The 21,616-nt window shown below is 70.6% G+C and carries 22 protein-coding genes and 2 pseudogenes; 15 read left to right on the forward strand and 9 right to left on the reverse strand.

Annotation, left to right across the window (positions count from 1 at the left end):
• Nucleotides 1-2: 2 nt before the first annotated feature.
• From DI272_RS41795 to DI272_RS41810, 4 genes are read left to right on the forward strand one after another with little or no spacing between them, the layout of a single operon-like run.
• Nucleotides 3-713 carry a hypothetical protein gene (locus tag DI272_RS41795; RefSeq protein WP_258314829.1) on the forward strand — a complete coding sequence of 237 codons (711 nt, stop codon included), beginning with the start codon at nt 3-5 and terminating at the stop codon, nt 711-713.
• The gene (locus tag DI272_RS41800) at nt 710-1,255 is read left to right on the forward strand and encodes a histidine phosphatase family protein (RefSeq protein ID WP_109500359.1); all 546 of its coding nucleotides are present in this window, start codon (nt 710-712) and stop codon (nt 1,253-1,255) included. The genes DI272_RS41795 and DI272_RS41800 overlap by 4 nt, the downstream gene beginning before the upstream one ends.
• Entirely contained in the window at nt 1,252-1,683 is a 432-nt protein-coding gene (locus tag DI272_RS41805; RefSeq protein WP_109500360.1) for a DUF6210 family protein, read from the forward strand. Before DI272_RS41800 ends, DI272_RS41805 begins: the two co-directional genes overlap by 4 nt.
• 43 nt (nt 1,684-1,726) lie before the next feature.
• A complete protein-coding gene (locus DI272_RS41810) occupies nt 1,727-2,353 on the forward strand; it encodes a YigZ family protein (protein WP_109500361.1) in 627 nt (208 codons plus the stop codon).
• 301 nt (nt 2,354-2,654) lie between these two features.
• On the opposite strand, the gene DI272_RS41815 is transcribed toward DI272_RS41810, so the two are convergent.
• The 5 genes from DI272_RS41815 to DI272_RS41835 form a co-directional block, all read right to left on the reverse strand.
• A complete protein-coding gene (locus DI272_RS41815) occupies nt 2,655-3,383 on the reverse strand; it encodes an ANTAR domain-containing protein (RefSeq protein WP_109500362.1) in 729 nt (242 codons plus the stop codon).
• Between the two features lie 65 nt (nt 3,384-3,448).
• The gene (locus tag DI272_RS41820; RefSeq protein ID WP_109500363.1) at nt 3,449-4,186 is read right to left on the reverse strand and encodes a GAF and ANTAR domain-containing protein; all 738 of its coding nucleotides are present in this window, start codon (nt 4,184-4,186) and stop codon (nt 3,449-3,451) included.
• An 895-nt stretch (nt 4,187-5,081) separates the two neighbouring features.
• Nucleotides 5,082-5,294 carry a hypothetical protein gene (locus DI272_RS41825; protein ID WP_109500364.1) on the reverse strand — a complete coding sequence of 71 codons (213 nt, stop codon included), beginning with the start codon at nt 5,292-5,294 and terminating at the stop codon, nt 5,082-5,084.
• A 27-nt stretch (nt 5,295-5,321) separates the two neighbouring features.
• Nucleotides 5,322-5,699, reverse strand: a complete 378-nt coding sequence (locus DI272_RS41830) for an anti-sigma factor antagonist (RefSeq protein WP_109500365.1) — start codon at nt 5,697-5,699, stop codon at nt 5,322-5,324.
• Between the two features lie 638 nt (nt 5,700-6,337).
• Nucleotides 6,338-6,835, reverse strand: a complete 498-nt coding sequence (locus DI272_RS41835; RefSeq protein WP_109500366.1) for a pyridoxamine 5'-phosphate oxidase family protein — start codon at nt 6,833-6,835, stop codon at nt 6,338-6,340.
• A gap of 644 nt (nt 6,836-7,479) precedes the next feature.
• On the opposite strand from DI272_RS41835, the gene DI272_RS41840 reads away from it, so the two are divergent.
• The 6 genes and pseudogenes from DI272_RS41840 to DI272_RS45790 all read left to right on the forward strand — a co-directional run bounded on the left by DI272_RS41840 (nt 7,480) and on the right by DI272_RS45790 (nt 11,182).
• The gene (locus DI272_RS41840; RefSeq protein WP_309221692.1) at nt 7,480-7,923 is read left to right on the forward strand and encodes an ATP-binding protein; all 444 of its coding nucleotides are present in this window, start codon (nt 7,480-7,482) and stop codon (nt 7,921-7,923) included.
• Complete coding sequence (locus tag DI272_RS41845; RefSeq protein WP_109500368.1) at nt 7,916-8,602, forward strand: haloacid dehalogenase-like hydrolase; 687 nt, start codon at nt 7,916-7,918, stop codon at nt 8,600-8,602. Before DI272_RS41840 ends, DI272_RS41845 begins: the two co-directional genes overlap by 8 nt.
• 259 nt (nt 8,603-8,861) lie before the next feature.
• Nucleotides 8,862-9,920, forward strand: a complete 1,059-nt coding sequence (locus DI272_RS44300; RefSeq protein WP_146238427.1) for a hypothetical protein — start codon at nt 8,862-8,864, stop codon at nt 9,918-9,920.
• 160 nt (nt 9,921-10,080) lie between these two features.
• On the forward strand, nt 10,081-10,626 hold the full coding sequence (locus DI272_RS41850; RefSeq protein ID WP_109500369.1) for a winged helix-turn-helix domain-containing protein: 546 nt from the start codon (nt 10,081-10,083) through the stop codon (nt 10,624-10,626).
• Nucleotides 10,626-10,703: pseudogene (locus tag DI272_RS46350) on the forward strand (IS630 family transposase); the annotation flags it as partial. The gene DI272_RS41850 and the pseudogene DI272_RS46350, both read left to right, overlap by 1 nt.
• Nucleotides 10,704-10,888: 185 nt before the next feature.
• Nucleotides 10,889-11,182 carry a transposase gene (locus DI272_RS45790; RefSeq protein ID WP_258314830.1) on the forward strand — a complete coding sequence of 98 codons (294 nt, stop codon included), beginning with the start codon at nt 10,889-10,891 and terminating at the stop codon, nt 11,180-11,182.
• 632 nt (nt 11,183-11,814) lie between these two features.
• On the opposite strand, the gene DI272_RS44305 is transcribed toward DI272_RS45790, so the two are convergent.
• Nucleotides 11,815-12,642, reverse strand: a complete 828-nt coding sequence (locus tag DI272_RS44305; RefSeq protein ID WP_146238428.1) for an MFS transporter — start codon at nt 12,640-12,642, stop codon at nt 11,815-11,817.
• A 353-nt stretch (nt 12,643-12,995) separates the two neighbouring features.
• A complete protein-coding gene (locus tag DI272_RS44310) occupies nt 12,996-13,289 on the reverse strand; it encodes a hypothetical protein (protein ID WP_146238429.1) in 294 nt (97 codons plus the stop codon).
• Between the two features lie 348 nt (nt 13,290-13,637).
• Between DI272_RS44310 and DI272_RS41860 the strand changes: the two genes are divergently transcribed.
• Both DI272_RS41860 and DI272_RS41865 read left to right on the forward strand, forming a co-directional pair.
• Nucleotides 13,638-14,801: an exonuclease SbcCD subunit D gene (locus DI272_RS41860; RefSeq protein ID WP_109500370.1), complete on the forward strand. Its 1,164-nt coding sequence runs from the start codon at nt 13,638-13,640 to the stop codon at nt 14,799-14,801.
• Complete coding sequence (locus tag DI272_RS41865) at nt 14,798-17,812, forward strand: AAA family ATPase (protein WP_109500371.1); 3,015 nt, start codon at nt 14,798-14,800, stop codon at nt 17,810-17,812. The genes DI272_RS41860 and DI272_RS41865 overlap by 4 nt, the downstream gene beginning before the upstream one ends.
• Here DI272_RS41865 and DI272_RS41870 read toward each other — a convergent pair.
• Nucleotides 17,780-18,226: an Lrp/AsnC family transcriptional regulator gene (locus DI272_RS41870; RefSeq protein ID WP_109500372.1), complete on the reverse strand. Its 447-nt coding sequence runs from the start codon at nt 18,224-18,226 to the stop codon at nt 17,780-17,782. The two genes, DI272_RS41865 and DI272_RS41870, sit on opposite strands and share 33 nt — an antisense overlap.
• A 157-nt stretch (nt 18,227-18,383) precedes the next feature.
• On the opposite strand from DI272_RS41870, the gene DI272_RS41875 reads away from it, so the two are divergent.
• From DI272_RS41875 to DI272_RS41885, 3 genes and pseudogenes are all read left to right on the forward strand, one after another.
• Nucleotides 18,384-18,869: a rhodanese-like domain-containing protein gene (locus DI272_RS41875; RefSeq protein ID WP_109500373.1), complete on the forward strand. Its 486-nt coding sequence runs from the start codon at nt 18,384-18,386 to the stop codon at nt 18,867-18,869.
• 227 nt (nt 18,870-19,096) lie between these two features.
• The gene (locus tag DI272_RS41880) at nt 19,097-19,615 is read left to right on the forward strand and encodes an immunity 21 family protein (RefSeq protein ID WP_109500374.1); all 519 of its coding nucleotides are present in this window, start codon (nt 19,097-19,099) and stop codon (nt 19,613-19,615) included.
• 146 nt (nt 19,616-19,761) lie between these two features.
• Nucleotides 19,762-19,881 (forward strand): annotated as a pseudogene (locus tag DI272_RS41885) (SDR family oxidoreductase); the annotation flags it as partial.
• 21 nt (nt 19,882-19,902) lie between these two features.
• Here DI272_RS41885 and DI272_RS41890 read toward each other — a convergent pair.
• Nucleotides 19,903-21,588: a DUF885 domain-containing protein gene (locus tag DI272_RS41890; RefSeq protein WP_109500375.1), complete on the reverse strand. Its 1,686-nt coding sequence runs from the start codon at nt 21,586-21,588 to the stop codon at nt 19,903-19,905.
• Nucleotides 21,589-21,616: the final 28 nt, after the last annotated feature.

Consider the following 21,616-nt stretch of genomic DNA (forward strand, 5'->3'; position numbering starts at 1 on the left):
CCGTGCTGCGCATCATCGACGCCCGAACCGGCGAGCCCGTCCAGGCCGCCCCCGCCCGCCGTGGTCTGACCCGGGTCGAGGCACATGTGCCCGGCTTCGACGGCACCGCCCTGCGGGTCCTGCTCGTCGCCGACATCCTCGTCCGCGCCCTGGAACTCGGGGGCACCCCCGTGTGGCCCGTGCTGGACAGCGCGGCGCAGGGCCCCGAGCTACGGGCGGGCGCCGCGGCGCTCGGCATCCGGCCCTTCGAGGACAGCCGGGACGTCGGCCTGGCTCTCGGCGAGGCCCAGGTCGTCCACGTGGTGGCGGAAGGCGGCGCCGCACCCGACGGGGTCCGGGTCGCCGTCGCCCCCGTCGACCGGCCTGCCGAGGGCGCCGACCCCGACGTACTGCGGCTCGCCCTGCTGTCCCGGCGCCGTGGCCTGCCCGCGGGACTCGACGAGACGTCCCTCGCCGACGCCCACGACACCCTCGTACGGTGGCGGCGTGCCGTCGCCGACTGGGCGCGCGAGCCGTCCCGGCCGGTCCCCGACGAGGTGCGCGCGGAGCTGCGCTCGGCCTGGGAGGACGATCTCGACATGCCCGGTGTCCTGCGGGTCCTCAGGCGGGTCGAGACCTCCGACCTGCCGGCCGGCGCCCGTTTCGAGACGTACGCCTACGCCGACCGGCTCCTCGGCCTCGAACTCACCCGCGACATCGGCTCGCTCGCATGATCGCGCGCGCCGGAGCCGGTCCGCTGCGCCGCCTCGTCGTGCTGCGGCACGCGAAATCCGCCTGGCCGGAGGGCGTCCCCGACCACCGGCGCCCCCTCGCCCCGCGCGGTCTGCGCGACGCCCCCGCCGCGGGCCGCGCGCTCGCCGAGGCCGACTGCCTGCCCGACCTCGCGCTGTGCTCCACCGCCGTGCGCGCCCGGCAGACCTGGGACCTGGCCTCCGCCCAGTGGGGCACCCCGCCCCCGGTCCGCCACGACGCCCGGCTGTACGGGGCCGACGTGCCCGAGCTCCTCGACGTCGTGCACGAGGTGCCCGCCGAGGTCGAGACGCTGCTCCTGGTCGGCCACAACCCCGGCCTGGAGGACCTCGTCCTCGGCCTCGCCGGCGACGGCCTCGACGACACCCTGGACCGGGTCCGCGAGAAGTTCCCGACGTCGGCGATCGCCGTCCTGACCTGGCGCGGCACGGCCTGGGACGGCCTCGCCCCGGGCACCGCCCTGCTGACGGCGGTGACGGTGCCCCGGGGGAAGAAGGCGAAGTGAGCAAGCGGTGCGTCTTCCTGGACCCGGACGGCAGCGGAACCGAGCGGGGCTGGGCGTTCGTCGTCGTGGCGGCACCTACCGGCGTCGTCCACCGGACCCAGGGCGGCGGCTTCGGCCGCGTCTCCCAAGAGCAGGAGGGCTGTCTCATCCCGCTGTTCGGCCGGGAACTCGACGCCGACCTGAGGGCGTTCTTCGTGGGCGGGCTGAAGGGGCAGGGCGCACACGGCCTGGACTGGCCGCCGGAGCTCCTGGTCCGGCTCCGGGACGCGGTCGCGGAGTTCCGGGTGTACGGCGCCACGAACCACGACGACACCTGGCCCGCCGCCCTCGCTCTGGACGAGTCCCGGCTGGACGAGGCCGACGAGGCGTGGCTGCCGGTACTGACCCCTGACGGACCGGGCTGGCTGGCCTGGGAGAACTCCGACTGAGCCGGCTCGCGGCACCGCCCCGACCACGGACTAGGCTGGCCCGATGCAGGACGAGTACCGCACAGTCGCCCGCGCGGGCGTGCACGAGACCGAGGTCAACCGCTCCCGCTTCCTGTGCGCCCTCGCCCCGGCCGCCACGGAGCAGGAGGCCCAGGACTTCATCGCGGCCGTCCGCAAGGAGCACGCCGACGCCACCCACAACTGCTTCGCCTACGTCATCGGCGCCGACGGCGCGATCCAGAAGGCGAGCGACGACGGCGAACCGGGCGGCACCGCCGGCGTCCCCATGCTCCAGATGCTGCTGCGGCGCGACATGCGGTACGTCGTCGCCGTCGTCACCCGCTACTACGGCGGCGTCAAGCTCGGCGCCGGTGGTCTCATCCGCGCCTACGGCGGTGCGGTCGGCGAGGCCCTGGACACCCTCGGCACCATCACCCGCCGCCGTTTCCGCCTCGCCACGGTCACGGTCGACCACCAGCGCGCGGGCAAGGTCCAGAACGACCTGCGCGCCACCGGCCGCGAGGTACGCGACGTGCGCTACGGCGAGGCGGTCACCATCGAGATCGGCCTCCCGGACGCGGACGTACCGGCCTTCGAGGCGTGGCTCGCGGACGCGACCGCCGGGACGGCCGGGTTCGAACTGGGCGGAGAGGCGTACGGAGACGCCTGAGACACGGGTCACGGGTAACCACCCCTGCCGTCAGACCCGGCCGTCAGCCTCGGGATCAGGGGACTCACGTCTGCGGGGAGTCACGTCTGCGGGGGCTCGCGGTACCGGCGCCGGGGAGCCGTGTGCACGGCGATCACCTCAAGGCGGTCGCCCTCCTCGCGCCCCGCGCACGGTGCGACGGGTGCTGACCGGTCCCGCACCTGGCCGACGGGCCGCGTGTCCACCGGCTTCGGCGGGTCCGGTTTGCGGTTTCGGGTTCCGGCGGAGAAATGCGGCCGCAGCGCGCCGCAGCGGTGCCGGGTCAGGCCCTGTCGCCGCTGTGGGGAGGATGGTTGGCGGTCAGGAACAGCTCGCGGGCGAGGATGGCGCGGGCGGTCTCCAGCAGAGGGCGTCCGGTCTGGAAGGCGTGGGCGCGGATACGGACGAGGGCCTCGGCGGGGCTGACGCCGAGCTGTTTGGCGACCATGCCGGTGGCCTGGTGGACCTCGGCGCGGTGCAGATGGCTGGTCTCGGTCAGCCAGACGACGGGGTCATCGGGGGAGGCGGCCCGGTCGATGAGCAGCAGGGTCAGCCTCTGGGCCAGGGCGCGGGCGTCGGCGTCCTGTTCGCCGGAGAGGGCGCCGACCGTGGTGCGGTGGCCGGTGAGGACGCCCAGGCGGACGGTGCCCAGGGCGAGGGGGTAGGCGAAGACGGCGCGCACGCCCAGGTCGAGGAGTTCGGGGACGAGGCCGGGCCAGCGGGCGGAGTGGTTGACGGTGAGGTCGTGTTCGGTGACCGGCAGGCCGGTGCGGGCGGCCTCCGGCCCGGGGCCCTGGCCCTGCGTGAACTGGACGTCCTCCAGCTGGGCGGCACGCTCTCCGGTGTACCGCAGCAGTTCGGTCGAGTCGCCCGGCCGGGTCACGGACACCGCGAGGCCGTCCAGGCCCAGCACCTTGGCGCAGGCCCGCAGTCGGGTGAGGGGCAGGGGCTGGCCGGGGTCGCGGTCGGTGGTGAGGTCGTGCAGGAGCTGGGACATCTGCGGGCTGACCATGGTTCCTCCCCTCTTCCCCACGCCGGGGCCGTTCGTCGTTGTGCTCGGCGTGGACGCCGCGGTGGTCACTGTTCGGGCGCGGGCAGTACGTCGGTGCTGCCGTCCATCACCTCGCGGGCGACGTCGGTCAGCCGCCGACGGTGGTGGCGGGCGTAGCGGCGCAGCTGGTCGAAGGCGTCGTCCACGCTGATGGAGTGCAGCTGGGCGAGGGCGCCCTTGGCCTGCTCGATGACGATCCGTGAGTCGAGAGCGGCTTGCAGCTGGCCCGCCACGACGGCCTGTTCGTGCACCGCGCGCTGCTGCAGGATGCCGATGGCGGCGATGTCGGCCAGCGCCTGGCCCAGGTGCAGCTGGTCGGGTGCCAGGGGGTCGGGGTCGGCGCGGAAGAGGTTGAGTGCGCCGATGGTCTGCTCGCGCAGCCGCAAGGGGGCCGCGGCCACGGAGGCGAAGCCGAGCTCCTGGGCCTTGTGGGCGAAGCGCGGCCACTGGGCGCGCGCGTGCGGATGGACCAGGGGGATGCCGGGGATCGGCTTCCCGGTGCGGAAGCAGTCCAGGCAGGGGCCCTCGTCCCAGTCGATGCTGTCGGTCTCCAGCCGGCGGGTGCGCTCGTCGGAGGCGGAGGCGTCCAGGATGTCGCCCTGGGGGGTGGCCAGCATCACGCCGGCGGCGGTGATGTCGAGCAGGTCGACGCAGTGGTCGGCGAGGGTGTGCAGGAACGCGATGACGTCGAAGTCGCCGACCAGAGTGTCGGCCAGCTCGACGAACGCGGCGGCCAGCCGTTCCTGACGTGACTGCTCAGGCATGGGGTTCACCTCACTTGGGGGTGGGCCGGCAGCCGTTCGACGGGCCGCCGGAACGGGGGATCAAGGCGAACCCTGCCCACTGATGACTGGCCCGTGCCTCTTCGGGGAGGGCATCTCGGCCCCCACCGGGCACAGGACGGTGTTTTCGTCGCACGGGCGGGACAATATCGTCTGCGAGCGCCCCGGACGAACGGACGAAGGCGTTCCGCGCCACGCGATGACCAGTACCGACGCCGCCTGGAGCGGACAGGGGGGTCGGCAGGGCGGCGCGACGGGACGCCCCAGATGCCGGACAGGGACCGGCCGGTGGTCGGACGAGTACCACGGCAGAGCACGGAATCACATCGGCCGATCGTGCGCCGCGCCAGGGCGGAGGGCCCACGGGGAGGCGGGGGAGCGCGGTGACGTACGGCCAGGGCCGTTGCGGCCGTCGCGCCCGTGGTGACCGAGGTGGTGGCTTGCATCGGCATCTCCTCCCTCGTTCGCCCTGCCGGGCACCTGCTCCCCGGGGCTAGGGCCTGTGGGAAAGGCTAGGAACGGCGGAAAGACGCCGGGGAGGGGTCGAGCGGGCTGCCGCACGAGGCCGTACGGCCCTTGCGGGGTGCACACTCCGGCCTTGGGGGGGCGCGTGTCACCGTCCTTGGTTCAGGACCATCGGCCCCTGTCGCCCGTGGGCCGACGGGAGCATGCTTTTTGTTCGTTTGCACGCGGTTGATTCAGATATGTGCGCGGTTTGTTCCACCTCTTCGGTCGTGCTCAGGGGGGCACCATGACGTGGAGCGTTCCTCTTCCTCTCCGCCCGAGGGCGGTGACGGCGGCACTGCTGTCCCGGCGACGCTCGGCGTCGGCGTCACGGCCGCGGGCGGTCCGAGCCGCCGACGCCGACTCGCGGCCGTCACCGATCACGATCCGCCGTCACTCCGGGTGGCTGCTGATCGAGGTCCGACAGGAGATCGGTCCGGCCACCGAACCGCATCTCGGCCGTCTCCTGCACGGTGCCATCCGCCCCGAGGGCGCGGGGGTCCTGGTCGACCTGCGGCATACCGCCGACCTGGGCGCGGGCAGCATCAACGTGCTGCGGCTGGCACGCGCACTGGCGGATCGGCATGGGTTGGCGTTCGGCTGCGTCGGAGACTCAGCCGACGGCTCCCCCGGCGTCGGACGTGAGGATCTCCTCAAGGGTCGGTACCGTGGCGAGCCGGCTGCTCAGGCCCGCGAGGTGCACGATCTTCAGCGTCAGCGGGTGCGGACAGACCAGCAGGAGCCGCCCACCCCGCTCCCTGACCCGCCGCTCGGCGCGGTGCAGCAGTCTCAGCCCGTAGCAGTCGAAGAACTCGGTGGGGGTGAGGTCGGCCACCACCGTCTGTCCCGCGGCCGCGGTCGCGGCGTCCAGCCTGGGCAGGATCGTGAGAGCGGAGGCGATGTCTATCTCGCCGTGGAATGCGATCAGGACCAGTCCGTGAACCCGGTCGACCTGGATGTGTCCGACGGGCCACGCGGTCGTCTCCTGCATGGCGGCTCCCCCTGATGAGCCAGGCCCTCCGCATACTCCCCCCGGAGGGCGGCGATGACATGTACGGGCCACCAGGGACTGGGGTGACGACAGGCGGCCAGCCTACGGCGGGGCCGGTCACCCGCGAGGAGAAGGAACGCTACTTCGATTTCGATTCCCTCAATCGAAGGGTTTTTAACGTATTTTCTTGACACTCGCGCCCCGGTGATGCGAAGGATGCCCATGTCAATGGGCTGATTCACCCCCGGTGCGGGGTAAAGGGGCCCTCGCCAAGGTGTGCGAGGCCGCCGTAGGCTCTCCGGCAGTGCCCCGGACCCCGGCCGACGCAGTACGAGTGCGGCCGCGGAGGCGTTGAACTGGCCCCGTCTCTCGCGGCCCGCCCTCCGCCGATCAAGACGCCGACCGGGAGGCCACCGATGAGACAGATCTTCCTGCCTCGCCTGCCGTCGCACGACGGGCACCGAGCGCCTGATACCGGCTGAACCATCCCCGCCCGCGATCCTCCCGCATGGCGGGCGGGGAATCCGGTGCCCGGTCGACGGTGAGGAGGGGGGCGTCGGCCGGGCACAACAGCCCTCTTTGCGGCGTTGACCAGCAGTTCGGCCGACTGTCCGCTCCGATGGGCACTGGAAGTACGACTACGCCTGCGGGCGGGTGCCGTTGCCGTTGATCAGTCGGACGCCGGTGACCAGGTCGGGGCGGATGCGTACGACGTGATCCATCCGCTGGTCCGACCACGGGTGCAGCATCCGCTGGTAGCGCGCGATCTGTTCGGGGTCGGTGACCAGACGGCAGTAGCCGGTGACGACGACGCTCCAGCCGAGATGCGCGACAGGGTCGATGACGTCGGCCTCGTAGGCGACGACCACGCCGTGGTCGCCGTTCTGTTGCGCGGTCGAGACCAGGGCGGCGCCGTCGTGGGTGCGGATGACGATGTCGCCGTCGTCCAGGACATGGTTGACGGGGCGTACGGCGGGCAGCGCCTTCTGGGTGAAGACGACGCGGCCCAACGGCACACTGCCGAGCAGCCGCAGGGCCTCGTCGGGATCCAGCGCGACCGTACGGCGCGGCCCGACGGCGGTTGCCGCCCCCTGCGGGCAGCCCAGGGCGAGACGGCGGGCGGTCTCGTCCTTCACCGTGCCGTCCCGATGAGCGCGGGGACACGGCGTTCCGCTCGATCCGGACCGGGGGTACGTGACTGGTCAGCCATAGCAGGGGCCCTTCGCGCACGGCGTGCCTGTCCGCCGCACGGGGCCGGGGGCCGGGGCCGCTCGCAGGTCTGACGCCTCCATCGAAAGCGCCCCGGACCTGTTCGGCAAGGGCCGTTCGGCCCTCGTTGCCGCCGGGCATGCCGACATCACTGATCTCGCGGTCGCGCACGGGTGGCCGCACCGCCGGGTTAGGGGTCAGCCGTCTGTTCCGCCTGCCGCACGGTCGACGACCCCCCGGGCTTCGGTCGTTCTGCGGGTGTACGCGCATGTGCCACTGGGGTACGCGGTCACGTCGCCGCGCTCCGCTCCGGTGGCCGCACCGCCGTGCAGCCGGTCGGCGCCGGAGAGCTGACCTGCCCGTTCTTCGAGCCGGCGTGCTCCGGGGGCGGCGGCGACGCGGCCGTGCCGCCCTGCTAGGTGGCGGGGCCGGGCCCGGGCGTGGGACTGGCGTGATCTGGCGGGGGCGGGTGTCCCCGACGGCAGTGAGCGGTTACCAAACAGGTGTAGCAAGCGTGTCGGATCCGTGTTCGGAGTGGGGGGTTCGTGTGCTGAGACGCGTTGCTTTCCGGGTGCCCCGTCATCCGGCCTCGGTCGGTGTGGCCCGGCAGCGGGTCCGGCGGCATCTGGCCGCGTGGGGGCATGAGGCGGAGGGCGAGAACGTGGCGAATGCGGCCCTGCTGGTCTCGGAGCTGGCGGCGAACGTGGTCCGCCACGCGCCGCTTTTGGTGCGGGAGTTCGAGGTGGCCGTGACGGCCCGGGAGGACGGCTCCTGCCTCATCGAGGTCTGCGATCAGGGCCGCGGTCTGCCGGTCGTCGTCCGGGACGGCGAGGTCGGGGAGGCGGAGAACGGACGCGGCCTGCGCCTTGTCGAGGCCGTCGCCAAGGAGTGGGGTGTGCGGCCCGACCGGCACGTCGGCAAGACGGTGTGGGCCCTGATCGACCCCCCGTCCCGATACGTGTCCCACACCCAGCCCTGTCACCGCCCGGCCCACCAGGAAGGACGAGATGACTGACGCACCCGGTCGGAGCGCCCCGGTGATCGCCTTCTTCGCCATCGATCAGACCCTGCTGAGCACACGCGTCCTGGAGGACTTCCTGCGCCACCGCCTCCCCGAACGGCAGTTCGCCTACGAACGGGGTCAGCTGCGCGCGCTGACCGCCCTCGGCATCGGCCCCGCGGACATCCTCCGCGCCCACTACCGGCTTTACGAGGGCACCTTGTGGACCGATCTGATGGAACAGGGGCAGCACTGGTACGACGACCTGTGCCGCGGCCGGCAGACGAGCCGGCCGTTCGTCCCGTCCGCCGTCGCCGCGCTGCGCGCCCACCAGGAAGCCGGGCACCTCACGGTCCTGCTGTCGGAGGCGTTCGCGCCCTGCCTCATCCCCGTCGGCAAGGACCTGGGAGCCGACCTGGTCATGGGCACCGAACCGCTGCTGGACGCCGAGGGGCGCCTGACCGGCGCGGTACGCCGCCCGATGACCGCCGCGGCGAAGGCCCGCGCCGCCCGCACCACGGCCGCTGCCCACGGCGCGGACCTGCACCGGTGCTTCGGCTACGGCGGCCACGCCGGCACCCTTGCCCTGCTCCGCACGGTGGGGCGACCGTCGGTCATCGGCACCGACCCCGTCCTGACCGCCCACGCCCACCGCTCCGGCTGGCCCGTCCTGCCTTTTGCCACCAACACCTGAGCTGCACAGCCGGGGGGCGTTGAGAGGGCGGAATGGCACCGGATTCTGCGTAAGTCCGGCGGGCGAGGCGGATGAGGCGGTTGGTATTGATGAGGCGGATGCCAGCATCGTCATAGGGCTGATCGGCCCTAGCGGCCAACGCCACAAGCGAAAGATGATGAGAGGCGGGTGGCACCATTTAGCAGAATAGACTCTCGACTTTCGCTGCGGACGTCGGGATAGGGAAGCGATAAACTCGACAACCTTCCATTTTCAGGCGGTGCAATTTACCGAAAGGGGATGTTTTCTGATGATGTCAAAACATGGAGAACTGAACAAGGAGATCATCAAGGCGAGGCAGGAGAGGCAATGCCGCGATTACCTATATCTAAATGATGCAGAGGTTAAGAACGTAATCGCATCGAGTGTCGGAGCGGTGCACGGCGATATATCGATCGAAAATTCTGAAAAATATGCGGGCGCTCTTGGGGTGAATTTGTCTCTGTTGTTCTCCAGCATCTCTGGGGGCTTCCATGGGGGTTCGTCATATGTGAAGCGTTACACCCTTCAGCAGACTGCATATGGCTATGTTAATCAGCTCTTCAAATCGGTGCGTGGATTGATTAAGATTCAAAACCCGTCTGTGGATATCACCGCACTGAAGGGGGGCGACCTTGTGTTGTTCCCTGCCTACATTGACGCCGATACGAGCAATATTGTTCCGCCATGTAAAATTGATTCATCAGAAATCGAATCAGGTATTTCCGGCCGCTTGCGCTGGTTCAATATAATTGAGCGCCTGAAGGAGAAGAGGGAGCTAGTCAGAAGGCAAGAGAAGTATCGCGACCAAGTCTTGCTTGCTCATGTTACTTCTCCTGCTGGAGGGCTGGGCCATTTTGATGACGGAGAGCCGATAATTGCGGCCCTGCATCTTCATGGTCAATCGGTTGTGGCGAAGGAGGAAGAGGACCTCGTAGGGGAGGCGGTGATCCTCGGGTGGGTTGAGTGTGTGAATTCCTCTAATCCTGCCGTAAGGCTCACCATAGGCCAGAGTGGGGGCGGGAAAAGGAAGGTGAGGGTCGAGCGGGGATACTCGATTCCGAGAAGTTCTCCGACCGCGCTGGACGCCTCACGTAGTCTCGAAAGTGCTAGTCACGGTCGCGCTCTTTTCGAAGCTCGACAGGAAGTAGGTTCCCTTGCCTCTGGGTCAGAAGCGTCGGAACTTTTTCCGACTCTCGTGTCGGCCGAGTCTCAGGGATGTGATGCATCTGCCAATAGCGTGGACGATTCAGTACTCGCCTTGAGTGTGTATGTTAGGCCGATATGCATATATCGCTGACTTGCGGCGGCCTTACTGAACATGGCGGGAAACTATTGCGGTGCCATGGCCGTGGTCGACTCCAATGCAGCCCGCCTGGCACGCAAGCACTTTACTCAGGTTGAATCGGTGATGTCCGGGCTGTGGTGATGGGTCGTGATCCCTGCGGTACGACGTCCTCATGCGGTACGCGCAAGGGGGCGGGCTGACGCCTGCCGGGCAGGTGAAGCGGGAGGCCGTGCGGCTGGAGGCCGCCAGATGGTTCGAGGCCGGGGCGGCCACCGCCCGGATCGCGGCTGAGTTGCGGGTGACGGACCGGTCGGTGCGCCGGTGGCGGGCGGCCTGGCGGCACGGCGGTGCCGGAGCGTTGGCGTCGGCGGGCCCTATGGCGGTGGAGAGGCTGTCGGTGCAGCAATGGCAGCGGCTGGAGGCGGAGTTGAAACGGGGCCCGCTGGCGCACGGCTTCGACGACGAGGTGCAGGGCTGGACGCTGAAGCGGGTGAAGCTGCTGATCGGCCGGTTGTTCCACGTCGGCTACACCGTCCAGGGCGTGTGGCGGCTGCTGAAACGGCACGGCTGGAGCTGCCAGGTGCCGGTGCGGCGAGCACTCGAACGCGACGAGGCGGCGATCGAAGTGTGGAAGGCCGAGGTGTGGCCGCGGCTAAAAGTACTGCGCACGACCTGGGCGCCCATATCTGCTTCGCGGACGAGTCCGGCCAGTCGCTGATCCCGCCGAGGGGCCGGACCTGGGCGCCGCGCGGGGCCCGCCCGGTCGTACGGGTGGCCGGGAGGCGCGGTGGCCGGGTCAGCATCGCCGGCGCGGTGTGTTTCAAGTCCGGTCACCGGCCACGGATGTTCTTCAAACTGCACGTCCACCGTGGCCGCAAGGGCGAGCCGAAGACCTTCGCCTGGAGCGACTACCGGGACTTCATCCGCATGGTGCACCTGCAGCTCGGCACCCCGTCGTGTGGGTCTGGGACAACCTCTCCGTGCATCTTCAGCAGGAATTCTTCGACTTCGAGGCGCAGCACAGGGACTGGCTGGTCATCTTCCATCTGCCGCCTTACGCACCGGAGATCAACCCGCAGGAAGGCATCTGGAGCCTGCTCAAGCGGGCCCTGGCCGACTTCGCCGCCGCCGACCTCGCGCACCTGACCCGCGTCATCAAACGGAAACTGAAAAAAATCCAGTGCCGGCCTCACCTGATCAGCGGCTGCCTCCCGACCACCGGTCTGGACCTCACGGACCTGATCGAGACACCGGACATCACCGATTCAACCTGAGTAACGAGATCGGCTTCCCTCAGCCGCACCTGCACCCCCCGCTGGATGCGGCTCGGCATCGGGCCTTCGGGAACGTGGGGCCGGGAGCGCCTGCCAGGGCCGGGCGCAGTACCGGTGACCTTGGCTCGACTGACTAACTCGGCGGCCCGCAAAGATCGTCCGGTCCCTGCCACCGCCGAGCGGCCGATCCGACTCTGAAGAGCAGCCCCCTGAACGCGGCGCACATCGACGTACGTACTGCGCTCATCCTGCTCGACGGTGCAGGTCGGCCCCGGCACAGCCAGATATGGAACCCAACCGCGACACCGCCTTGCACCCCGCGGACATCAGACAGAGTCTGGTCGATTGCGTCAAGCACGGATCAGAAGCCTATCTGGGAACGAGCCATTCCAGGCTGAGAGCCCCCGGTCATGCACCCCCGGGTACCCTTTCGCCCTCGTCCGGGCTTCGGTTGCCGCGTCTTTCCGCCTCGCCGGTGTCCGGGATGGGCCACGGGCGGATCGCAGGACATTCCACACCTACAGCGGGGCCATTTACTGCAGCTCGGTGGCGGGCAGACAAGACACTGAGATTGTTCGCGCACGAGCTGCATCGCACGTCTCCCCCCGGTGCTGCAGGCATCCCTGCCCGCATCACTTCGGTGGACCCGGGCTAAGTTCAGGGGGCGCGCTTGGTCCACTGGAAGTCTCGGGGCATCGCTCTGTCCCGTCTCCAGCTTGGCCCGATTGCAAGATGTAGGTAATGAGCGGTCTGCTCCTCTCCTTGTCGCTGCAGAGAGAGCGTGTGACTATTCGATCATTGGGGATGTAGGACACCTTCTTCTCGTCACGATAGAGGAATGCAACTTCACTCTCGCCCGTCGCGACTACATATCCGACCACCCGTTTACCCCCCTTAAGAGTCACTACTTCACTAGGGAGCCATGTGGAGGTGTTGGTGATTGCACTGATGGTCAGCGCAATAACGGCCCAGAAGACAAACGATGAGGCGTTTACGCGAGTCGACTTCCTGTCCATCTCCCACATGAAGTAGGCGATGAAGATAGACCCATAGAGGAACATCCAGATGAACAGATCCACAGAAGCGAGAGCGGCTCCCACCAGAACTACGATGAGCGCCGATAGTTTGACGGCGGCTGACACTCGACCCGCCCCTCTGATCCTTTCGTACACGATCTCGGCAGTCAAATACATCCCGACAAGCAGAAGTGCTCTAGGTAACACCTGTAGGAATGAGGAAGAGAATATCGCCCAGATGTCAAGGTTCGCTGCGAGAACCTCCAGTGTTGCGGAGTCCCCGCCTGCTGTAATGTATAATCGCAGGGCGGCAACAGCTATCATTGTCAGGGGTAATGCGTAGGAGATATTTCCCAAAACCCATTCAAATAGCGGATCCGGCTTGCTGGATTTCGTAGTGGCGGAATCGCTCATTTCTTTGCCGTGCTCATGCTCGCTTGCCATGGTTCCCCTACCGGCAGCTGCGGCGCTTAATGGTTGGTCTACTACAAAAATCGCCACATGTCACGAGGCGGGTGGTGCCGCCTCTCGTGGTGCGGCCGATCATGACCCACCGCTTCCGGCTTGAGGCCGGCGAGCACGCTGCCGTCATGGACGGGGTGGGCGCCCTGGCTGGTTCGAACGGCGTGATGCCCAACGGGTCCTCCGGCGGCAGCGATCAGGGGGCGACCTGCGAGTTCCGACTGCTAAACGATTACACCAGGTGTTGGGGCCCCATCTGGCACCTGAGCCCCCGCCCAGCTGAAGGCGGTGACAACCGCAAAGCGCCTCGCCCTACCTCGGATGTATGGGACCGCTCAGCTCGTTGTCGAGGAGTGACCGTCGTCCGTTCTCGCACTTGATTCGGATGCCGCCTCTTCGGCGTCCTGCCCTCCATCTTGGTTTCCTTGACCTGTCGCGGATGGTTCTTGCAGCACAATCTTCTCCTCGGCGACGGCGGCCTTCTCTACGCTTTCCATCAGGGTCGACAGGGCGGTGACGTTCAGCGGCTGTGCGAGTCGTTCCAGCACTTCAGCTGTATTGGGCCTGTCCTCCACGATGTCCGGTGCGGCACCCTCTCCTGGCGTGAAATTGAGGTCAAGAGCGTGCAACGGGATTTCCCTGCCTCGGCGGTCAGCCTTCTGAGCATGGGACTTGTCGATCCGTCGGCGCCAGACAGGCGGTGCCCGTCCATGGAGTCGTGGGGCGACGCGTCGAGAGGCACTATGCAGACTGCTGTTCCCCTGGTGTCCAGGGGGCGGGCGGGGAGACAGCCTCCTATGCGGAGTCATGGACAATTCCACTGGCGCGATGGTTGATGTGAGAACGCGACGTGCGGTCCGTGGTGGATCAGGTGCCTCCAGGCGTTAGCGTGGTGGGTGCCGGCGCGGGGTTCTCGTGCTGGCTTGTGCTGGTTTTTGGGGCGTCGTCGAGAGAAACACGCAGGTCAGAGTCGTTTCATGAGAGTGCTGCACACTTCCGACTGGCATCTCGGCCGGGCGTTCCACCGGGTCAACATGCTCGGGGCGCAGGCCGAGTTCGTCGGCCACCTCGTCGCGACCGTGCGGGAGCGCGGCGTGGACGCCGTGGTCGTGTCGGGGGATGTGTACGACCGGGCCGTGCCGCCGCTGGCCGCGGTCGAGCTGTTCGACGACGCCCTGCACCGCCTCGCCGACCTTGGCGTGCCGACGGTGATGATCTCCGGCAACCACGACTCGGCCCGTCGGCTCGGAGTGGGCGCCGGGCTCATCGACCGCGCCGGCATCCATCTGCGGACCGAGCCGACGGCGTGCGGGACGCCGGTGGTGCTCCAGGACGCCTTCGGCGACGTGGCCTTCTACGGCCTGCCGTATCTCGAACCCGCCTTGGTGAAGGACGAGTTCGGCGTGGAGAAGGCGGGGCACGAGGCCGTGCTCGCCGCCGCCATGGACCGCGTCCGTGCCGACCTCGCCACCCGCGCGCGCGGCACCCGCTCCGTCGTCCTCGCGCACGCCTTCGTCACCGGCGGCGAGGCCAGCGACAGCGAGCGGGACATCACGGTCGGCGGGGTGGCCGCCGTCCCGTCCGGCGTCTTCGACGGCGTCGACTACGCGGCGCTCGGGCATCTGCACGGCTGCCAGACCATCACCGACCGCGTCCGCTACTCCGGCTCCCCGCTGCCGTACTCCTTCTCCGAGGCCGACCACCGCAAGAGCATGTGGCTCGTCGACCTGGACGCCGAGGGCGCGGTGACCGCCGAGCGTGTCGACTGCCCGGTGCCGCGCGCGCTGGCCCGGGTGCGCGGCACGCTGGAGGAGCTGCTGGCCGACCCCGAGCTCGCCCGGCACGAGGAGGCGTGGGTCGAGGCGACACTCACCGACACCGTCCGCCCCGCCGACCCCATGGCCCGCCTCACCGAGCGCTTCCCGCACACCCTCAGTCTCGTCTTCGCCCCCGAGCGTGCCCCGGACGACCCCGAGGTGTCCTACGCCAGGCGGCTCGCTGGGCGCAGCGACCAGGAGATCGCCGAGGACTTCGTGGCCCATGTGCGAGGGGCGGGGCCCGACACGGACGAACAGGGCGTGCTGCGGGACGCGTTCGACGCGGTGCGGGCGGACGAGGCCGTGCGGGAGGTGGCGCGGTGAGACTGCACCGGCTCGACCTGACCGCCTTCGGCCCCTTCGGCGGCTCCCAGAGCGTCGACTTCGACGAGTTGTCCGCCGCCGGGCTCTTCCTCCTCCACGGACCGACCGGCGCGGGCAAGACCTCCGTCCTCGACGCCGTCTGCTACGCGCTGTACGGCTCGGTCCCCGGCGCCCGCCAGACCGGCCAGGGCCTCACCCTGCGCAGCGACCACGCCGCGCCCGGCACCCGCACCGAGGTCCGCCTCGAACTCACCGTCGCCGGACGCCGGTTGGAGGTCACCCGCCAGCCGCCCTGGGAACGCCCCAAGAAGCGCGGCTCCGGCAGCACCCTCGACAAGGCCCAGAGCTGGCTGCGCGAGTACGACGCCCAGGCCGGCGCCTGGAAGGACCTCAGCCGGTCCCACCAGGAGATCGGCGAGGAGATCACGCAGCTCCTCGGCATGAGCCGCGAGCAGTTCTGCCAGGTCGTGCTGTTGCCCCAGGGCGACTTCGCCCGTTTCCTGCGCGCGGACGCCGAGGCGCGCGGCCGGTTGCTGGGCCGCCTCTTCGACACCCACCGTTTCGCCGAGGTCGAGAAGCGGCTCGCCGAGCGCCGCCGCGCCACCGAGGCGCAGGTCCGTGACGGGGACACCGAGCTGCTCGCCGACGCGCACCGCATGCAGCAGGCGGCGGGCGATGCCATGGCACTGCCGGACGCGGCTCCGGGGGAGCCGGGGCTGGCCGACGCCGTCATGAGCGCCGCCGCCGTCGCCCGCAGCACCGCGCGCGAACAGCTCACCATCGCCCACAGCCGCCTCACGGCCGCCGAGTCCGCGCAGGCCGCCGCCGAGCGCGCGCTGGCCGACGTACGCGAACTGGCCCGGCTCCAGCAGCGGTTCGAGGAGGCGCGGCGGCGGGCCGCACTGATGGAGGAGCGGTCCGACGGCTACCGCCAGGCCCTGGCGCGCATGGAGCGGGCCCGCAAGGCCGAGGCCGTGGCACCCGCGCTGGAGCTCAGGGAGGCCGCCGACGCCGAGCACGGCCGGGCGGCGGCCGCCGAGGCACGCACGCGTGCCCTGCTGCCGGACACCTTCGCGGACGCCGGGGCGGCCGGGCTCGCCTCCGCCGCCCGCCGGACCGCCGAGGAGCTGGGCGGGCTGGAGTCGGCGCGGCGGGCCGAGCAGCGGCTGGCCGACCTGGTCGCGGAGCGGGCCGGGCTCGACCGGCAGGAGCGTGCCGACGACGACGTGCTGCGCGAGGCGGACGACTGGCTCGCCGGGTGGGAGGCGACCCGCGCCGGGCTCCAGGCCCGCATCGACTCCGCGCAGGAGGCCGCGACCCGGGCCGAGCAGCTCTCGGTGCAGCGCGAGCCCGCACAGAAGCGGCTGGCCGCGGCCCGGATGCGGGACCAGCTGGCCGGTGACACCGACACGGTCGCCGCGCAGGTCCGCCGCGCCGAGGACGAGGCGCTGACGCTCAAGGCGCGCTGGCTGGAGGTCAGGGAACAGCGGCTCAACGGCATCGCCGCCGAACTCGCCGCCCAGCTCAAGGGCGGCGAGCCCTGCGCCGTCTGCGGGGCCACCGAACACCCGGCCCCGGCCCGCAAGGACGCCGGGCACGTCGACCGGGAGGCGGAGGAGCGGGCGCTGACCGCCTACCAGCAGGCGGAGGAACGCCACAGCGAGCAGGAACGGCGCCTGGGCGTCGTACGGGAGGCGCTCGCCGCCGCCACCGCGGAGGCCGGTGACGCGGCCACCGGGCAACTCGCTGACGGGGCAGAGGAGTTGGAGCGGCTTTACGCCGATGCCCGCCGCGCGGCCTCGGCCCTGCACCCCGCGCAGGAGGAACTGCGCCGGGCCGAGCAGGAGCACGAGCGGCGTACCGCGCTGCGGCAGGAGGCGGCGGTGCGAGCCGCCGCCCGGGTCGGGCACCGCGACCGCCTGGACCGTGAACGGGCCGCGCTGGAGGCGGAGTTGGCGCAGGCCCGCGGGGACCTCGACAGCGTCGCCGCGCGCGCCGGGCAACTGGAGGGGCAGGTCGCACTGCTCACCGACGCCGCCGACGCGGCCCGCGTCGCCGAGGACACCGCCCAGCGGCTCAAGGACGCCGACGCCCGGCTGGCCGACGCCGCGTTCCGGGCCGGCTTCGACACCCCGCAGGCCGCGGCCGACGCCCTGCTCGACGACGCGGCTCACCGGGACCTCCAGCGGCGGCTCGACGACTGGCAGGCGCAGGAGGCCGCCGTACGGGCCGTCCTCGCCGAGACCGACACCGCGGCCGCCGCCCAGCAGCCGCCCGCCGGCCTCGCCGCCGCCGAGCGGGGTGCGGCCCTCGCCGCCCAGCGGGTGCGCGAGGCGGCCTCCGCGCGCGACGCCGCCGCCCGGCGCTGCGCCGACCTCGACCGGCTCTCCGCGCGCGCGGCCGTCTCCGTGCGCCGGCTCGCCCCGCTGCGCGAGGAATACGACCGGGTGGCCCGCCTCGCCTCGCTCACCGCGGGCACTTCGGCGGACAACGAACGCAAGATGCGCCTGGAGTCCTATGTGCTGGCGGCGCGGCTGGAACAGGTGGCCGCCGCCGCGACCGTCCGGCTGCTGCGGATGTCCTCCGGCCGCTACACCCTCGTCCACTCCGACGACCGGGCCGGACGCGGCCGCAGCGGGCTCGGGCTGCATGTGGTCGACGCCTGGACCGGGCGGGAGCGGGACACCGCCACGCTGTCGGGCGGCGAGACCTTCTTCGCCTCGCTCGCCCTCGCCCTAGGCCTCGCGGACGTCGTCACCGACGAGGCGGGCGGGGTCCGCCTCGACACGCTCTTCATCGACGAGGGCTTCGGCAGCCTCGACGACCAGACGCTCGACGAGGTGCTCGACGTGCTCGACTCGCTGCGGGAGCGGGACCGCAGCGTCGGGATCGTGAGCCATGTGGCCGACCTGCGGCGGCGCATCCACGCGCAGTTGGAGGTCGTGAAGGGCAGGGCCGGGTCGGCGCTGCGGGTGCGGTCAGCGGCCCAGCGGTCGGCGCGGCAGGGGTGAGGAGTAGACGACGCTCGTCGTCACCGCGCCCAGCGCGCCGATCTTCCCCGACACCTCCTCCAGGTGCCGCATCGACCGGGCGGTGACCTTGATGACGAAGCAGTCGTCGCCGGTGACGTGGTGCGCCTCCAGGATCTCCGGCGTCGCCTCCAGCAGGTCGTGGAACGGCTTGTAGTTGCCGTTCGGGTAGCGCAGCCGCACGAACGCCAGGATCGGCAGCCCCAGCCGGTCCGGGTCGACGACCGCCGCGTACCCCTGGATCACGCCCGCCTCCTCCAGTCGGCGCACCCGTTCGGTGACCGCGCTCGGCGACATGGACACGGCGCGGGCGAGCTCGGCGAAGCTGGCCCGGCCCTCCCGCTGGAGGACGTCGAGAATGCGCCAGTCCGTGGCGTCCGGGGAAAACTCGGTCATGTCGGAGAGATACCAGGGGAATCACCGGCGGATCAAATGGAACGCCGGGGATCGCCACTTCAGTGACGTGATCGGCCCCCGTAGATTTCTGGGTGCGGGGAGGGCGACGAGGCCCGCCGAGAAGCCCCGCGCGTCGTGTCAGGGAAAGGCCAAGAGCATGAGCAGCGTCAGCACGCACACCGTCAACCCCGTCCTGCGGGTCGCCCCCGCGGCCCCGGCCGAGGCTGCCGCCTACTTCCGTGCGAGCCTCGTCTTCCACGCCGACGTCTCCGACGTCGCCGCCGCGCTCTCGGTCGAGGGCGACCCCGGCTTCGTCGTCCTCGACTCCCGCTCCACCGAGGCCTGGGACCAGGGCCACATCCCCGGCGCGGTCCACCTGCCGACCGCCCTCATCCCCGAGCAGGCCGAACAGCTCCTCGACAAGTCCGTGCCGGTCGTGACGTACTGCTGGGGCCCCGGCTGCAACGGCGCCACCCGTTCCGCGCTCGCCCTCGCCGAACTCGGCTACCAGGTCAAGGAGATGCTCGGCGGCTTCGAGTACTGGGCCCGCGAAGGCTTCGAGTACGAGACCTGGGAGGGCAGGCAGCGCCGCGACGCCGACCCGCTGACGGCGCCGGTGGACGCGGAGGACTGCGGCTGCTGAGCCGGGGGTCGCATCGCGGCCGAACGGCAGCGGCGCCGGGCCTGCCGCCGCTGCCGGCTGACAGCGGCGGCAGGCCCGTTGCCCCTGCTGAACGCCAGGGGATCCAGGCCCGCTGCCCCTGCTGAGTGCCAGAGGATCCATGCCTGGCACCGCCGCTGAATGGCAGATTCCGGATCTTCCGGTGAACGGACGACGCGGACTGTCATGTACCAGGTAGATTCCGCGCCATGGTGCGATACGCGGAGCCGGGCGTGGCGGAGTGGGTCGAGTCGGGTGGCGGGCCGCTGATAGCGGTTCCGGAGACCGTGCTGCCGTTCTGGGCGGGCGCCGACGGCGACGAGACGGCCTCGGACTACGACCGGGCCTGCGAGGTCGACGGGTACGTGGGCCTGCTGCCCGTCGGCGACAGCGCGGCCCTGGTGCTCGGCGACGAGCCCGCCTCCACCACGTATCTCCCGGACCGCGGCCTCTTCGTACGGTGGTCGGCGGCGGAGTCCGAGGAACAACTGCTCGCCGAGGTGCCGGCGGCGCTGGACGCGGCCGTGTGGGGACCGGAGGTCGCCTGGAACGTACCCGGACCGGTCCTGCTGTTCGACGCCGCCTGGCCGGGAACCGACTCCCTGCGCACGGACCACGTCTGGATCGCCCTCGACCCCGGCCGCTACGCGGTGCGCGCGGCACATGTGCGGCCGGGACCGGAGACGTGGCTGGGCCTGGTCCAGCTGAGGCCGCTGGCATACGGCTAGGCGTGTTGACCGGGTAGGTCGGTGACGCGGCTGCCCCGCGACGCCCGGCACGCACCCTCGCCGCACAACCGGCCCTGGCCGGTGATTCCCGTGCGCCGCGCGGGAGGGTTCCCCATCATGGTCGTCCATGCCCCGCCTTCCGCATCCCCGCCGGACGCTGGGGGATGCCCGACGACCCGGCCCGCCTCATCGCCTGGCTCGCGACGGACGAGGCGGGCTGGATCACGGGACAGGTGATCGACTCCGAGGGCGGCTTCCGGCGCTGACGCCGGAAGCCGCCTCCCGGTCTACAGCTGTGCCAGCTCGTCGACCAGGTCGTCCAGGCCCAGCGAACCCTGCGACAGGGCAGCCATGTGCCACGCCTTGAGGTCGAACGCGTCGCCGTGCCGCTGCCGGGCCTTCTCCCGGCCCAGCAGCCAGGCCCGCTCGCCCAGCTTGTAGCCGATGGCCTGGCCCGGGATCGTCAGATAGCGGGTCAGCTCGCTCTCCACGAAGTCCGCCGGACGGCTGCTGTGCGCGCCGAAGAACTCCTCGGCCAGCTCCGGCGTCCAGCGTTCGCCCGGGTGGAAGGGCGAGTCGGCCGGGATCTCCAGCTCCAGGTGCATGCCGATGTCCACGATCACCCGCGCCGCCCGCATCATTTGCGCGTCGAGGTAACCGAGCCGCTGCTCCGCGTCCGTGAGGAAGCCGAGCTCGTCCATCAGGCGCTCCGCGTACAGCGCCCAGCCCTCGGCATTGGCGCTGACGATGCCGATCGTGGCCTGGTAGCGGGAGAGGCTGTCGGCGACGTGCGCCCACTGCGCCAGCTGGAGGTGATGACCCGGGACACCCTCGTGGTACCAGGTCGAGACCAGGTCGTAGGCGGGAAAGCTGGTCTGTCCCATCGTCGGCAGCCAGGTGCGGCCGGGCCGGGAGAAGTCCTCCGACGGGGGCGTGTAGTACGGCGCCGCCGCACCGCCGGGCGGGGCGATCCGCGCCTCCACCCGCCGTACCCGCTCGGCCAGTTCGAAGTGCGTGCCGTCCAGCGACTCGATCGCCTGGTCCATCAGGCCCTGGAGCCACACGCGGACCTCTTCGACGCCCTCGATGCGGGTGCCGTGCTCGTCGAGGTGCTTGAGCGCCACCCACGGCGTCTCGGCACCCGGCAGGATCTTCTCCGCCTCCTGCTTCATCTCGCCGAGCAGCCGGTGGAACTCGGACCAGCCGTACGCGTACGCCTCGTCCAGATCGAGGTCCGTGCCGTTGAAGTAGCGCGACCAGCGGGCGTAGCGCTCCCGGCCGGCGGTGTTCGAGGAGCCCTCGATCGTCGGCGCGTACACGTCGCGCATCCAGTCCCGCAGCTCCACGACCGCTGCGGTCGCGGCGCGCGCGGCCTCGTCCAGCTCGGCGCGCAGCGCGTCGGGGCCGTCCGCCGCGAAGTCCTCGAACCAGCCGCGCCCCTCCCCGGTGTCCGCCCACTCCGTCAACTGCTCCACGAAGGTGGCCGTCGGGCGCGGCGCCGCGTACAGCTTGCGCTCCAGACCGAGGGCGAGGGACTCGCGGTAGCCGGCGAACGCGGCCGGCACGGCCCGCAGCCGCTCGGCGATCGCCGCCCAGTCCTCGTCGGTCTCGCTCGGCGTCACGGTGAACACCTCACGCACCGAGTGCGCGGCCGTCGCCATGTTGCCGACCGAGCGCAGTCCTTCGTCCGCGTCGTGCACGGCGAGTTCCGCGGTGAGCCGCTCGCGCAGCAGACGGGCGCAGCGCCGCTCGATGTCACGGTCCGCGCCGGGCTGCCGTTCGGCCTCGTCGAGGCGGGCGAGCGTGGCCCGTTGAAGCTCGGCGAGCTTCTCCTGGCCCGCGGGTGAGGTGTCGGGAAGGCGGCTCGAACTCTCCTTCATGCCGAGGTAGGTGCCGGTGACCGGGTCGAGGGCGATCAGGGCGTCGACGTAGGCGTCGGCGACCTCACGGGGCAGGCTGTTGGTCTGTGACATGCGGCCCATCCTCATACGAGGACATGCC

The sequence above is a fragment of the Streptomyces sp. Act143 genome, from assembly GCF_003143935.1.
Classification (GTDB): Bacteria; Actinomycetota; Actinomycetes; order Streptomycetales; family Streptomycetaceae; genus Streptomyces.